General features: G+C 70.1%; 14 protein-coding genes and 4 pseudogenes. 7 read left to right on the forward strand and 11 right to left on the reverse strand.

Annotation, left to right across the window (positions count from 1 at the left end):
- Window positions 1–90: 90 nt before the first annotated feature.
- Complete coding sequence (locus QF027_RS46880) at window positions 91–1,839, reverse strand: SulP family inorganic anion transporter (protein WP_306972748.1); 1,749 nt, start codon at window positions 1,837–1,839, stop codon at window positions 91–93.
- A gap of 254 nt (window positions 1,840–2,093) precedes the next feature.
- Between QF027_RS46880 and QF027_RS46885 the strand changes: the two are divergent.
- A pseudogene (locus QF027_RS46885) lies at window positions 2,094–2,287 on the forward strand (universal stress protein); the annotation flags it as partial.
- Between the two features lie 342 nt (window positions 2,288–2,629).
- On the opposite strand, the gene QF027_RS46890 reads toward QF027_RS46885, so the two are convergent.
- Complete coding sequence (locus QF027_RS46890; RefSeq protein WP_307081708.1) at window positions 2,630–3,280, reverse strand: CBS domain-containing protein; 651 nt, start codon at window positions 3,278–3,280, stop codon at window positions 2,630–2,632.
- Between the two features lie 38 nt (window positions 3,281–3,318).
- Window positions 3,319–3,783, reverse strand: coding sequence for a Crp/Fnr family transcriptional regulator (locus tag QF027_RS46895; RefSeq protein WP_306972746.1), 465 nt, complete (start codon window positions 3,781–3,783; stop codon window positions 3,319–3,321).
- A gap of 195 nt (window positions 3,784–3,978) precedes the next feature.
- Here QF027_RS46895 and QF027_RS46900 point away from each other — a divergent pair, with 195 nt between their 5' ends.
- From QF027_RS46900 to QF027_RS46915, 4 genes and pseudogenes are all read left to right on the forward strand, one after another.
- Window positions 3,979–4,179: a hypothetical protein gene (locus QF027_RS46900; protein WP_306972745.1), complete on the forward strand. Its 201-nt coding sequence runs from the start codon at window positions 3,979–3,981 to the stop codon at window positions 4,177–4,179.
- Between the two features lie 231 nt (window positions 4,180–4,410).
- Window positions 4,411–5,319 (forward strand): universal stress protein, encoded by a 909-nt coding sequence (locus QF027_RS46905; RefSeq protein ID WP_307081710.1) that lies wholly within the window; start codon window positions 4,411–4,413, stop codon window positions 5,317–5,319.
- A gap of 136 nt (window positions 5,320–5,455) precedes the next feature.
- Window positions 5,456–6,379, forward strand: coding sequence for a carbamate kinase (locus tag QF027_RS46910; RefSeq protein WP_306972743.1), 924 nt, complete (start codon window positions 5,456–5,458; stop codon window positions 6,377–6,379).
- A gap of 302 nt (window positions 6,380–6,681) precedes the next feature.
- Window positions 6,682–6,984, forward strand: a pseudogene (locus QF027_RS46915) (TSUP family transporter); the annotation flags it as partial.
- 16 nt (window positions 6,985–7,000) lie between these two features.
- Here QF027_RS46915 and QF027_RS46920 read toward each other — a convergent pair.
- The 5 genes from QF027_RS46920 to QF027_RS46940 form a co-directional block, all read right to left on the reverse strand.
- Entirely contained in the window at window positions 7,001–7,513 is a 513-nt protein-coding gene (locus QF027_RS46920) for an anthrone oxygenase family protein (protein ID WP_306972742.1), read from the reverse strand.
- Window positions 7,514–7,660: 147 nt separating this feature from the next.
- Entirely contained in the window at window positions 7,661–8,329 is a 669-nt protein-coding gene (locus QF027_RS46925; RefSeq protein ID WP_306972741.1) for an NAD(P)-dependent oxidoreductase, read from the reverse strand.
- Window positions 8,326–9,159, reverse strand: a complete 834-nt coding sequence (locus QF027_RS46930) for an NAD(P)H-binding protein (protein WP_307081712.1) — start codon at window positions 9,157–9,159, stop codon at window positions 8,326–8,328. The genes QF027_RS46925 and QF027_RS46930 overlap by 4 nt, the downstream gene beginning before the upstream one ends.
- A gap of 155 nt (window positions 9,160–9,314) precedes the next feature.
- On the reverse strand, window positions 9,315–10,235 hold the full coding sequence (locus QF027_RS46935; RefSeq protein ID WP_306972739.1) for an RNA polymerase sigma-70 factor: 921 nt from the start codon (window positions 10,233–10,235) through the stop codon (window positions 9,315–9,317).
- Between the two features lie 181 nt (window positions 10,236–10,416).
- Complete coding sequence (locus tag QF027_RS46940) at window positions 10,417–10,890, reverse strand: carboxymuconolactone decarboxylase family protein (RefSeq protein WP_307081714.1); 474 nt, start codon at window positions 10,888–10,890, stop codon at window positions 10,417–10,419.
- Window positions 10,891–11,061: 171 nt separating this feature from the next.
- Between QF027_RS46940 and QF027_RS46945 the strand changes: the two genes are divergently transcribed.
- Window positions 11,062–11,445, forward strand: coding sequence for a DoxX family protein (locus QF027_RS46945; protein ID WP_307081716.1), 384 nt, complete (start codon window positions 11,062–11,064; stop codon window positions 11,443–11,445).
- A 212-nt stretch (window positions 11,446–11,657) separates the two neighbouring features.
- Here QF027_RS46945 and QF027_RS46950 read toward each other — a convergent pair.
- Together QF027_RS46950 and QF027_RS49895 are read right to left on the reverse strand one after the other, a co-directional pair.
- Window positions 11,658–12,787 (reverse strand): annotated as a pseudogene (locus QF027_RS46950) (NAD(P)/FAD-dependent oxidoreductase).
- A gap of 246 nt (window positions 12,788–13,033) precedes the next feature.
- A pseudogene (locus tag QF027_RS49895) lies at window positions 13,034–13,237 on the reverse strand (nuclear transport factor 2 family protein); the annotation flags it as partial.
- 149 nt (window positions 13,238–13,386) lie between these two features.
- Here QF027_RS49895 and QF027_RS46955 point away from each other — a divergent pair.
- Complete coding sequence (locus QF027_RS46955) at window positions 13,387–13,557, forward strand: LysR family transcriptional regulator (protein ID WP_307081717.1); 171 nt, start codon at window positions 13,387–13,389, stop codon at window positions 13,555–13,557.
- On the opposite strand, the gene QF027_RS46960 is transcribed toward QF027_RS46955, so the two are convergent.
- Window positions 13,485–13,694, reverse strand: coding sequence for a hypothetical protein (locus QF027_RS46960; RefSeq protein WP_307082802.1), 210 nt, complete (start codon window positions 13,692–13,694; stop codon window positions 13,485–13,487). The two genes, QF027_RS46955 and QF027_RS46960, sit on opposite strands and share 73 nt — an antisense overlap.
- Window positions 13,695–13,701 lie beyond the last annotated feature (7 nt).

Consider the following 13,701-nt stretch of genomic DNA (forward strand, 5'->3'; position numbering starts at 1 on the left):
ACCTGCGTATCAGCATCAACGTCAGTGCCGCCAGCGATGATGCCCCGGTGACCATTGCCAGGCAGAATCACGGGCTCACCTGGACCGACATTACTGCGCGGGCGGAGGCGGCTTCCGCGCAACTGGAGGAGCTCCGCCGCTCCACGTCCTGTATGCGGTCACGGCCGTCGGCAGCGTGGGGAAGATCCGCTCGCTGCCGACGCTGTCTGTCAGGCCGTACGCCGTCAGGTCGTCCAGCAGGTCCTGCTTGACGCGGGCGAGGGCGAAGACGATGCCGCGGTGCGCGAGCTCGCGGCGGAGTTCGTCGACGGCGTCCAGGGCGGTGATGTCGACCTCCACATTGGCCTCGGTGTTGAGGACGAACCAGCGGACCGGTTCCTTCTGTTCGTCGACGGCGGCCAGGGCCCGGTGGCGGAAGTTCTCGGCGTTGGCGAAGAAGAGAGGGGAGTCGTAGCGGTAGACGAGCAGGCCGGGGATGGTGCGGGCCTGCGGGTAGTCGTCGATGTCGTGCATGCCGGCCACGCCGGGCACCAGGCCCTCGACGGCGTCGTGCGGGCGGGCCACCCGGGTGAGCAGTTCGGCCACGGACAGACCGACGGCGACCAGCACGCCGTACAGGATGTCGAGGGCGAGAACCCCTGCCAGGCAGCCGAGCGCCAGGAGGAGTTCCCGGCGGCGGAAGGACGCCAGCCGTCGGAAGCCCGCCAGGTCGATCATGCGGACCGCCGCGTAGACGACGAGCGCGCCGAGGACTGCCGTTGGTGTGCGGGAGAGCAAGGGGCTCAGGAAGAGCAGGACCGACAGGACGGCCGCGCCGGCCACCAGCGAGTACGCCTGGCTGCGACCGCCGGCTGAGAAGGCCAGCGCGGTACGGCTGGCGCTGCCGCTGACCGGGAAGCCGTGCAGCGTGCCCGCGCCGAGGTTGGCGGCGCCCAGTGCGAGGAACTCCTGGTTGGGGTCAAGCCCGGAGCCCCCGTCGTCGCGCTGGGTGAAGGCCCGGGCGGTGAGGATGAAATCCGTGTAGCCGACCAAGAGGACGCCCAAGGCGGGGAGCACCAGGTGCGGCAACTCGGTCATGTCCGGCACCGCCACGGTGGGCAGCCCCGAGGGGACGTCGCCGATCACCTTGATGCCGTATTGGCCGTCGAGGTCGAACGCGGACACGGCCGCGGTGCCGAACACCACGGCGAGCAGGGGACCGGGGAAGGCGCGGAAGAAGTGGGCCACCGTGAAGAGGACCCCGAGTGCCGCGACGGCGAACAAGGCAGTGGCCAGGTGGAGCCGCGGCAAGTTCCCTGCAAAGGACCACAGTTGAGGGAAGAAGGCTGAGCCTGTCGTCCGGACACCGGTGAGTTTGGGGAGCTGGTCCACGATCATGATCAGCGCGACGCCGGCCAGATAGCCGATCAGCACCGGTCGGGACAGCAGATCAGCGACGAAGCCGAGCCGCGCCGCCCATGCCACCACGCACAGCAGGCCGACCGCGATCGCGAGCGTGGCCGCCAGCGTCGCGTAGCGCGCCGGATCTCCTGCGGCGAACGGACCCACCACTGTCGCCGTCATCAGCGCGGTCGTCGACTCGGGGCCGACTGACAGAAGGCGGGAGGAGCCCAGCAGGGCGTACAGGGCGAGCGCGGGGAGGATCGCCCACAGTCCCGCGACCGGCGGCAGGCCGGCTACGCCCGCGTATGCCATCACCTGGGGCACGAGATACGCGGCCACCGTCACTCCGGCCAGGACGTCGCCCTTCAGCCACGAGCGCCGATAGCCGAGCAACGCACCGAGCCCGGGCGTGAGACGGCGCCACATGCGAGCACTGCCGACCGAGCTCTGGAACATGATCCTCCTCGGGCAGAAGGATCTCATGATCCTCCGGGACCCGGGGTGGCCGCGAGATGCCGCACGGTCCGCGGGTGCCGCTGCTTCTGCAGACCGGATTCCTGCTCCCGTAGGTGTTCTCCGGGCCCTGCGATGGCGCGGACACCATCGCCCGACGGGGCCTGTCGGCCTCCGACCGGGGACCTGCGGTCTCTGCACCCGGTCTCTCCTCGTCGCCACCCTGGAGTCACAACCCCGACCTGGAGGTGCACAACATGTCCGCCAGCGTCACCGTGGGCCTCGACGGCTCGCCCGAGGGCCACGGTGACGCCGAGCGGGCGGCCCGCGAGGCGGAACTGCGCGGACTGCCACTGCGGCTGGCGCATGTCTGGGAACCCGTCCCTAGCCCGTGGCGCAGGCCCCGCTCCTGCGGGCCGAGACGCAAGCGCACGGGATCCGCCGCGGCCCGATCGGCGTCCACATCGGATCCGTCACGCACGCGGTACCGCACCGGGCCACCGCTCCCGTCGCTGTCGTCGCGCACGACTGAACGCACCCTCTGAAGGCTGGGGAACGCGCATGCCTGCGGGCGCGTACGGGCGGAACGGCCTGGAGCCCTAACTCCGGCGTAGGAGAGTCAGCTGAACTCGAAGGGGAGCTCCGGCGGTTGCCGCAGGGCGTTGTGCACCGAGCCGTGGTCGACCCCGCGCGCCGCCAGGACAGCCCGGTGGCACACAGTCTGAGTCGGCCCCTGTCCCGTCGAGTCACAGCGAGGACGCCTCACCGTCGTGAACCGCCCCGCGAGGGAACGTTAGGAGCGGCCGTGCGCGGAGACGTCGAACTCCACGTCCACGACCCCCTCGACCGCCCGGATCAACCGTGCTGCCACGGGCACCAGGGACGCGTCCCGGATACCGCTGAGCGTCACGACACCGTCCCGTACCGAGACGCGTGCGGCTGACGCCGGAGTGGGGAAGAGGTAGGACACCACCTCGCGACGGACCTCCTCCGCGATGTCCTCGTCCTCGCGGAGGAAGACCTTCAGCAGGTCGGCGCGGCTGACGATGCCCTGCAGCATGCCCAGGTCGTCGACGACGGGCAGCCTCTTGACCTTCGCGTGCGCCATGGTCCGTGCGGCCTGGGCGAGCGTCGCGTTCGCGTGGACAGTGAGGGCCGGCGAGGTCATCAGCTCTCCTGCGGTCACCGCGCCGGCCTTCGCGAGGTCGGACAGGCGGCGCAGCTGGGTGTACCGGTCGGGGTCGCTGTCGCGGAACTCCTCCTTGGGCAGCAGGTCGGCCTCGGACACCACCCCGACGACGCGGCCCTCGCCCTCCAGGACGGGCAGGGCGCTGACCTTCCAGTCGTGCATCATTCGCACGATCTCCTTGAAGGAGGCGCCCCGGCCGATGGCGGCGACGGTCTGGGTCATCACGTCGCTGACGATGTGCGGGGTGCCGTGCATGACGCCTCCCTCGGCGCTGTCACTTCGACTCGGTGAGGTCACAGGAGGCTGCCGCTGCCGTAGGGGGCGTACAGATCCAGCAGCCGGGTGCGGGACGAGCGCAGGCGGTGGGCGAGGACGTCCCCCACCCACTGGGCGACGCTCGCGCCGAGCGCGGGGTCGTCCCGGCACATCGAGCGGACTGCGGTGGCGTCGAACTCGTAGGCGCGCACCGGGCTGGTCGCCTCGGCGCCCAGATGCCAGCTGTGCGGGGCGAACAGCCAGGACCAGCCGAGGAGTTGGTTGTGGTCGAGGGTCTCGATGACGGCCGCGCGGCGGCCGGGGACGTGCATGTCCAGGGCGACGGTGCCGGTACGGATGATCCAGAACCGATCCGCCGTGCCGCCTTCCTCGAACAGGCGGGTGCCCTGCGGGAACGACACCTCCCGGGCGAAGCGCATCAACCGATGACGGTGCTCGGCCGGCAGTGCCTGCAACATGCCGGCCATGGCGGGAGCGTTCATGACGTGCCTCCAGTCAGGGCGTACGAACCTGCCATGTCCAGCGTGTGCCTGTGCCTGCTCCTGGGCCATGGGCCGCCCGGCCCCATCGCCGCGCCGTCCGGTACCCCGTTGAGAGTCCTTGGGCCTCTGGGCGGGGGAACGGGCCGGGTGGTTCGATGAAGACGAGAGACAAGCTGTTGGAAGGGGGTGCTCATTGTGGGTACGTCACTGACCCCGGAGTTCTGGAGGCTGTTCGCCGTCCTCCTGGTGATCTCCATGGCGGTCACCTTCGTGCTCAGCGCCGCGCTCGACGCGCTGGCGCTCAGGGCACAGCGGTGCCACATCCGGCGCCGGCGGACGGCCACACGGATGACCGAGGCGTCCCGCCGACCCGTCCGGAGCCTGGTTCGGCACTGAGTCGCAGAGGTGCGGAGCGCAGCTCTCGCGCCGGAAACCGTGGGGGCGCAGTGCTGGACGTCCGGGCCCCCTCGGGAAAGTGGATGCCGGCCCGGGGGCGAGTCCTTTGCCGGGCCGGAGTGGGGCCGAAAGGGTCCGTGAAGGGCCTGTACGGCCCCTGCGCACAAGGCCGTTCCTGGACAACGCTCGATCCAGAGGAGCACACAGGCTCAAACGGAGGAGGCAGGCAGCATGCTTCAGCACGTCACCGCAGGAGTCGACGGTTCCACCGAGAGTCTCGCGGCCGCACACTGGGCGGCCCGGGAAGCCCTGCGTCGCGGAGCCGCGTTGAGGCTGGTGCACGCATGGGCCTGGCATCCCCGCCCGGCCGCCTCCGTACCCATGGGCACGAGCGAGCGCGAGTGGGCCCAGCAGACCCTGGACGGAGCGGCCGGCAGCGTCCGGGCCGCACACCCAGGACTGCGGATCGTCGAGCAGTTGGTGTCCGGCTCCGCGGTCGACGCCCTGCTCACTGCGCCCGAGGAGGTGGAATTGCTGGTGCTGGGCTCCCGCGGACTCGACGGTGTCGCGGGGTTCCTGGTCGGATCCGTGTCCCAGCGGGTCGTGGCCAGGTCGGTGCGCCCCGTGGTGCTCGTCCGGGCGGGCGAGGCCGCCGCCGACGAACACCTTCCGGTGTGCGACGGTGTCTCGCCGGACGAGATTCCCGGGACCCCCTACCGCGATGTCGTCCTGGGGCTGGACACCCGGCGCCCCTGCGACGAGCTGATCGAGTTCGCCTTCGAGGTCGCCGGGCGCTACGGCGCCGCACTGCACGTGATCCACGCCTTCAGCGTTCCGTCGGCCGACGGCGCCGACCTGCACGCGGTCACGGGGGCCGGGCCGGCGCTGCTGGCGGCACAGGAACGCGCCGTCGTCGCGACGCTGCGTCCGTGGTGCGAGAAGTTCCCCGAGATCTCCGTGACCGAGACCGTCTCCGAAGGCAGGGCGGCCACCGCACTGGTGCGCGCGTCGTCCGGTGCTTCCCTCGTCGTGGTGGGGCGCCGCATCCGGGACGGTCACCTCGGCACACACATCGGGCCCGTGACGCACGCGGCGCTGCACCATGTCGGCTGCCCCGTCGCCGTCGTACCGCACGCCTGAACCGGTTCCCACGGTGCTCCGATCGGCGCCGCCCGACCACCGCACCCGCCCGGACCGGGAACGGCTCTCCGATCATGCGGAGAACGGGTTGCACACCATGAAGACCGTGCTGGTCGTCACACTGGAGGACTGAACCGTGCGCATCGTCATCGCCCTCGGCGGCAATGCCCTGCTGCGCCGGGGTGATCGCCCCGACGCAGCCGTGCAGCAGACGAACGTCGACCGGGTGGCCACCGCCGTCGCCGCCCTCGCCCTGGAACACGAGATCGTCATCACGCATGGCAACGAGCCGCAGATCGGCCTGCTCGCCATGGAGAGCGCGGCCGACCCGGTCCTGACCGCCTCCTTCCCGCTCGACCTGCTCGGCGCCCAGACCGAGGGTCTGATCGGCTCGCTGCTGGTCCGTGCCCTGCACGACACGCTTCCCGGCCGCAAGATCGCCGCACTCGTCACCCACACCCTGGTACGGGGCGACGATCCGGCGTTCGCGCGGCCCACCAAGCGCGTCGGCCCCGTGTATCCCGGGGACGTCGCCCGCTCCCTCGCGCGAAGGCGCGGCTGGCACATCGCCAAGGACGCCACCGGGTGGCGCCAGGTCGTCGCCTCACCTGCGCCGGAGGGGATCGTGGAGACCGAGACCATCCATGACCTGCTCACCTGCGGCGTGCTGGTCATCTGTGCCGGCGGCGGGGGAGTACCCGTCACCGCCGACCACGACACCGGCGCACTGACCGGCGCCGAGGCGGTCGTCGACAAGGACCTCACGGCCGCCCTGCTCGCCGAGGAACTCAAGGCCGACTTCCTGCTCATCCTCACCGACGTGCCGAACGTCTACGCCGACTACGGCACCCAGCACCAGCAGTCCGTCCTCGACGTCACCCCCGACGATCTGCGGCGGGGCGGCTTCCCCGAGGACTCGATGGGCCCCAAGACGGAGGCCGCCGCCCGGTTCGTCGAACGCACAGGCGGTCTGGCTGCCATCGGCGCCCTCGACGCCGCGTACGAGATCGTCCACGGGTGGTCGGGGACCCTCGTGCGCTCTGACCTGACCGTCGGCTGAGAGCCGCCGGACGCTTCGGGCACCGACGGCCCTGGGGTCTGGCGCGAAGGGATGGGGCCGGAGCAGTTCTTCCCCGGCACTCTCGGCCGTCATCCTGATCAAAGCGATGAGCCTGGTCGTGGTCCTGGTCGCCCTGCCCGCCCGACTCGCGGCGGTCCCGGCCGCCGAGGTCGCCGCACGCTGGCCAGTCGCGGTCAACCTGCTGGCCGGCAGCCTGCTCGGAGCCTGGGCCGGAGCAAGCTGGGCGGTCCGCATGCGGTCCTCCACCCTCATACAAGGTCCTGGCCGCTCTGATGGTGCTCATGGCCGCCGCCCTGGTCGTCACCCACACCACTACCCTGGACACGCTCGCGCTCCCGCGATGGGCCCAGGTCCCATGCGGCGTCGCGGCCGTATTCGGCATCGGGGTGGTCGCCGCGATCATGGGCGTCGTCGGAGGCGAGCTGCTGATCCCGACGATCGTGCTGCTGTTCGGAGAAGACATCAAGACCGCCGGAAGCCTCTCCCTGCTGGTCTCCCTGCCGACCATGCTGGTCGCACTCGCCCGCTACAGCCGCGACGGCAGCTTCTCCGTCCTCGGCGCCAACATCCGCTTCACCACGATCATGGCCGCAGGCTCCGTCACCGGCGCGGTGCTCGGCGGATTGTCCGCGCCGAGGTGTTCGGCGGGCTTGAACGACGTGTACGAGGCAGCGACGTTGCAAGGGCGAGGGCCGCGAAGGCGAGGACCGCGGCTACCGTCCGGACGGCGTGGGCGATCTGCCAGCGGTCCCGTACGTTGGTCCAGTCGGAGGGCGGGGACTGGGCGTTCCAGTGGAGTTGATCGGAGTTGATGGGCAGGTTGACGGTGAGCGTGAGGCCGAGAACGAGGACCAGGAGGGCGAGTGCGGCCACGGTCGGCCATCGGGTGTCTGTTCGGTAGGTCTGGTAAGCCAGTACCGCTGTGGTGATCAGCGCCGGCAGGAGTGTGGCGACGGCGAGTTTGTCGAGGGAGTCGAGTTCGACCAGCCGGACCTGGGTGTAGACGGTGCTGTCGAAGCCGCGCAGCGAGAGTTCCAGGACGAGGACTGACGTGAGGAATCCGGCGAACAGTCCCGCGCATACGAGGCTGACGAAACGGGCGCACTTCGTCATGATCACGCTCTTTCGTGATGGGTGACCCGGGCGGCGAAGGGGCGGGCGGGACGGCCGAGGCGTCTTCTTGACTTTGTTGGTGGCCGTCGCGGGTCGTCGCTTGTTTCCTCTGTCGCAGCCCGGGTCGTGTGCGTGGCTGGTTATGGGTCAGTTCGCGATTCCTACGACCTGCTCGATGGTGTCCGGCTGGTTCACCATGGCGAGCATGTGGTGGGCGACGTCGGCGCGTGGCACGGAGAACCCGCCCCGGATGTTGCGGTTCCACGCGGTCCGGTACATGCCGGTCAGGGGCTTGTCGGTGAGTTTGGGCGGGCGCGACACCGTCCATTGCAGTCCGCTGTCGCGCAGGATCTGCTCGGTGACGGCGAGGTCGGCGTAGTGCCGGCCGAACATGGCCCGGGTCAACGGGACTCCCAGGTGGCGCATGAAGAAGCCGTCGCCGGGATCGTGCCTGGGTGGCGTCGGCCGACCCGGCAGCGGCACCGGTCCGACGGGTGCAGCGCTGACGATGATGATCCGCCGGACGTGCTCGGCCTGCATCGCCGCGACGATCGCGCGGGAACCACGGGAGGTGATGCCCGCGTCCGCCCGCGGGTTTCGCGGGCCGAGCGCGGACAGCACGGCGTCGGCGTCGCGTACCGCCGCGGCGAGCGTCCGCATGTCGGGTCGGGTGAGGTCGACGGCGACCGTCCGGACAACGCTCGGCAGCTCACGTGGGCGGCGGGCCACGGCGGTGACGTCATGCCCGCCGGCCACCGCCTGCTCGACCAGGTGCCGTCCGATACCGCCGGTGGCGGCCACGATTGTGAGTTTCATCGGGGTCCTCCTGCGGTGAAGGCGGCACGGTGGTCTTGCGCCCAGGTGGCGTACGTACGTGCCGGGCGGCCCAGCAGCCGCCGCACGGTGTCGGTGGTGGGCCCGGCTTCGCGGGCGTAGTCGGCCAGCGAGCCGAGCAGCCGGTCGGGTATCTCGTCGGGCAGGCCGGCGGCGAGCATGCCGCGGCGGATCTCGTCCGGTGCGGCCTCGACGAACGACAGTGTCCGGTCGAGCGCCGTGCCGAGCGCCGCGACCTTCTCCGGCTGGCTCAGCGACTGCTCTCCGGTGAGCAGGTACGTCTGACCGCGGTGCTGCGGGTGGGTCAGGGCGAGGGCGGCCACCGCGGCGATGTCACGCTCGTCGACGGTCGAGGTCCTCGCGTGCGGGTATGCCCCCCGCACGGTCCCGGTCGCCCGGATCTGCCCGGCCCAGGCCAGCGTGTTGGCGGCGAAATCGGCGCAGCGCAGGATCGTCCAGTCCAGGCCGCTCTCCCGGGCGATGTCCTCGACCGCGTGGAACTGCTTCCGGAAGCGTGCGTGCCCGGCCGGGTACTGCACGGTCACGGCGGACAGTACGACCACTCTTGCCGCGCCCGTCTCGCGGGCGCGGGCCAACAGGTCGACAGCGGTGGGACCGGCGGCACGCGGGCTGAGCAGGATGGCCTCCACGCCGTCGAGGGTGGGAACCTTCGCGGGGTGGACGAGCTGTGTCCCCGCGGGGAATTCGGCGTGCGGGTCGCGGGTGACAGCGGCGACTTTCGGTCCCCCCTCGACCAGGAGGCGGACGGTTTCCCGGCCGACGACGCCAGTGGCCCCGGTAATCAGGATCATGACTGAACCCCCAATGGGTGTGTCGATAATCGATCTTGCGCGCTGGATGAGCGCGGTTCATATCGCGGGAAGACGTCACGGACGAGCCGTGCGCCAGGATCATCGGCATGCGGCACTGAAACCTCCGGTCCTGCCCTGTCAGGCTGGTCGGGAGATCACTGGGTTTTACGGGTCTGCTTCACTTCCTGGTCGACGGCCCAGGCGTCAGCGACCGGGCCGAGGTGGCTGAGCTTGTCGGGGTTGATGACCGCGCGGATCGTCTGGATCTGCCCGTCGAGTGTGTCGAGGGCGAGGATGTGGAGGATTTTGCCGTCGCGGTCGCGGAAGAGCGCGCCAGGCTGGCCGTTGACCTCGTGCGGTTCGAACGTGATGTCGATCCGGGCCATGAGCGGGTAGACGGTCGCGAGCAGCCTGGCCACGTTCTCGGCGCCGGTGACGGCCCTGGCCAGCTGCGGTGCCTTGCCACCGCCGTCCCCGATGAGCTGGACGTCGGCGGACAGCAGATTCTGCAGTCCGTCCACGTCTCCCTGCGTCAGTGCCTCGAAGAACCGCCTCGCCAGCTCCTGCCGCTCCTGGCGGTCCGCTTCGAACCGGGGCCGTCCCTCGTGCATGTGGCGGCGTGCCCGTACGAGCAGCTGTCGGCACGCGGCCTCCGAGCGCCCCACCGCGGCGGCGATCTCGGCGAAGCCGAAGGCGAAGACCTCCCGCAGCACGAACACCGACCGCTCCAGCGGACTGAGCCGCTCCAGGAGCAGCAGCGCCGCCATCGACACCGAGTCGGCCAGCTCCGCCGCGCGGGCCGGGTCCTCGTACGGATCATCCAGCAGCGGCTCGGGCAACCACGGTCCGACGTACTTCTCCCGCCGCACCCGGGCGGAGCGCAGCACGTCGATCGCGATCCGGGTCACCGTGGCTGACAAGAACGCCTTGGCCGACACGGGCCGGGTTCTCGAGGCGTCGTAGCGGAGCCAGGTCTCCTGCACCGCGTCCTCCGCTTCGCCCACGCTGCCCAGGATCCGGTACGCGATCGAGAACAGCAGCGGCCGCAGCTCCTCGAACTCCTCGACCTTGCCCACGCCGACTCCCCCCTTTGCGGTCTGTGTGCCCGGCCGGACCCGTGCCGGCGAGGCATCTTTCGAAGGTCATCCGATGTGTGAGCGGAGCGGACAACGCCCGCGCCCGCGGACGACCTGATGGCCTTGAGCATGGCGTTCCGGCCCCGGCAGGCCTGACCCGGGCCAGGGGTGCGGTGGCGGTTCAGTGGAACTGGCCGACCTGGTAATCACCGGCCGGCTGCTGGGTGATGATGTTCAGCCGGTTCACCGTGTTCATGAACGAGACCAGCAGCACGAGGGCCGTGAGCTGCTCCTCGTCATAGTGCTGGGCGGCATGCGCCCACACCTCGTCGCTGACCCCGGTGGCCGCGTCCGCGACCCGGGTCCCCTGCTCCGCCAATGCGAGCGCGGCGCGTTCAGCCTCGGTGAAGACCGTTGCTTCCCGCCAAGCCGCGATCAAGTTCAGCCGCACCGGGCTCTCGCCGGCCGCGGCGGCTTCCTTGGTGTGCATGTCGATGCAGGCCGCGCAGCCGTTGATCTGGCTCACGCGCAGCGCTACCAACTCCTGCGTCGTAGCCGGCAGCGGCGATTCCTTCAGCTCCCGGCCGACCGACATGAAGTACTTGAGCGCCTTGCGGGCGGTCGGGCTGGCGAAGTAGTTCAATCGCGCGTCCATCGTGTGCTCCTCCACGTTCGTCGATGCCTTCACCCCTGAGACGAGGCGGGCCCTCACGCCTGTGACACGACGCGGTGTGACCCACGTCTCTCCGCTGACCGGACTCGGGATGTGACAGGCCGAGTCGCTGCCTCGTCGCGGGTACGGAAGTCCTCGATCAGGGAGTTGATGATGAACGTCACGCTGTGGATCATCGCTGGGGTGCTCGCCGCCGTCTGCCTGGTGGGCAGCTCCAAGATGTTCGTGCCGCAGGAGAAGCTGGCCGCGATGGGCTCCTCTGCGCAGTGGGTCCTGGAGTTCAGGCCCGGGACTCTCAAGGCCATCGGCTCCGTCGAGCTGCTGGCTGCGGTCGGCCTGATTCTGCCCGCGGTGCTCGACATCGCGCCGGTGCTGGTGCCGCTGGCCGCCACCGGACTCGTTCTGCTGTTCGCCTGCGCGGTCACCATGCGTCTGCGCCGTGGCGAGAAGGCCACGATCGCCCGCGACCTGATCTACCTCGCCCTTGCCGCCTTCATCGCATGGGGCCGTTTCGGCCCCGAGTCCTTCACCGGCTGACCACCGGCGCATATCAGTCGAGCGCCGAAGTGCCGGGCACACTCCAGGTCGTAGCCGATACACCTACCAGCCAACGGAGTTGGCTACGACGTCACTCTCTTCAGCAAGGAACACCCGCCTACTACAACAGCTTCGTCGCTATTGAACTTGCGTCGCGCCGCACAAAGAACACCGTCGAGTGCCGGGACCCACGTCGGCTGCCGGTGCGCGGTTCAGGCGGACTGCTCGGCGGTGGCCGCCGTCTCGCGACGCTGGGCCCGCAGCAGTCGGCGGCCCTGTTCGCCCTTGGCCCAGGTGTGGGAGCCGGGCTTGCGTGCCTCGTCCACCAGCTGCTTGATGGTGTGCTTGCACACGAACTCCTTCACCTTCGCGCCTGTCCGGCCGCCGAGGTGGAGCCGCCTGGCGGTGTCGTCCTTGTGGGCGAACTGGAACATGCCCGCACGGCGCCCCAGGCTGATGCACTGGCCGGCGAACCCCAGGTCGATCGGTGCGGGCCGCTTGCCCGTGATGCGGCTGAGCACCGTGTCGGCGGCGTGTGCGCCCAGCGGGCCGGCGGCCTGGCAGCTCATCCGGAACGGCATGTCCGACGGTGCCGCCGAGTCACCGGCGGCGACGATCCGCTCGTCGTCGATGCTCGTCAGGGTCTCGTCGGTGAGCAGGCGGCCCAGAGCGTCGGTGCTGAGCCCACTGCGGGCGGCCAGGTCCGGCACGCCGAACCCGGCGGTCCGGATGGTGACCTCGCTCGACAGGACACCGTCACCCCGAGGCCGGCCAGCCGCTTGGCGAGCGAGCGGCGGCCGTTCGGGTGCAGGTAGGGGCCGAGCAGCCCGCCGCAGACCAGGGTCACGGTGCGGCCCGCCTCCGCCAGTTCGGCGGCGGTCTCGATGCCGGTCGGACCGGCTCCGACCACCGTCACAGGGGCCGTGGCGGGAGCGGCGTCGAGGACCGACCGCAGGCGCCGCGCCTCCTCGAACGTGGCGATCGGGTGGGCGAACTCGGCGGCTCCGGGTACGCCCGGATCGGCGCTGCCGCTGCCCACCGCGTAGATCAGGTAGTCGTTAGCTGCCGTGTCGCCGCTCGCCAGCTCCACCCGGCGCCTCGTCGCGTCGATCCGGGTCACGGTGTCGACCACCAGTCGGACGCGCTCCCCCAGGACCTTCCGGTAGTCGTTGACGGCCTTGTGCGTTCCGCCCGCCGGCTGGTGCAGTCGGATCCGCTCGACGAAGTCCGGGCGGGCGTTGATCAGCGTCACGGTCACGTCGTCGCGCTGTGTCAGCCGGTTGGCCGCCATGACCCCGGCGTATCCGCCGCCGATCACGACGACTTCAGTGTTCTCAGCCATGGTTTGTTTCCTCCGCTGTATAGGAATTCGCGTTTCAGGAATCCGCGCACGCAAGATGTCGACTTGGCGCGCAAGATGCCGACTTCGCACACCGTGACGGCGTGCGGGACGGATCAGCTGAGGCCGAGGCGCTGCGGCGCCGAGCCGCGGACCGGGGTGGAGTCCAGGTACCGGACCTCGTAGATGCGTCGCAGTGTCGCCGTCCAGCCGGATGACGCCCGGGTGGACGTTCTGCACGAAGAACTCCCAGAGCGACTGGCCCCACTCGATCCCCGCGCGGATCTCCTCGCGGCCGACGAACTCCTTGTCGATGTGCGGCCAGCGCATGGCGCCCTCGGGCGTGAACAGCGAGACGGCGCGTTCGAAGTCACGCATCATCACCGCGTCCGTGAGCTCGGCTCGCAGCGCCTCTATCTCGACGCGATCGGCGATGGCCCGCATGTCGCCCATCGGTTTCCCTCCCCATCCATGTGTGCGTCAGGCGGGTGCCGCCTGTCCGCTGGTGATGGATCCAGCATCGGCGCGGGCGAACAGCGGAACAATGTAAGGTTCCTTGGGCTATTCATAATGTGGCGGTTATGCATGGGTGGGGGTTATGCATGGAGCTGCGTGACATCGAGATCTTCCTGACCTTGGCCGAGGAGCTGCACTTCGGACGCACCGCGGAGCGGCTTCATGTGTCCCAGGCCCGCGTCAGTCAGGCATCGCCAAGCAGGAACGGCGCCTCGGCGTCGTCCTGTTCGACCGCACCAGCCGGCGCGTCGCCCTGACCCCGGTCGGCCGGCGTCTGCGCGAGGACCTCCAGCAAGCCGTCGACCTTCTCCGGGAAGGGCTCGCCCGCGCCGAAGCGGCCGGCTCGGGGACGAGGCAGACTCTGCGCCTGGGTGTGTTCGGCCATGCCGGCCACGAACTGC

The sequence above is a fragment of the Streptomyces canus genome (assembly GCF_030816965.1).
GTDB lineage: Bacteria > Actinomycetota > Actinomycetes > Streptomycetales > Streptomycetaceae > Streptomyces > Streptomyces canus_E.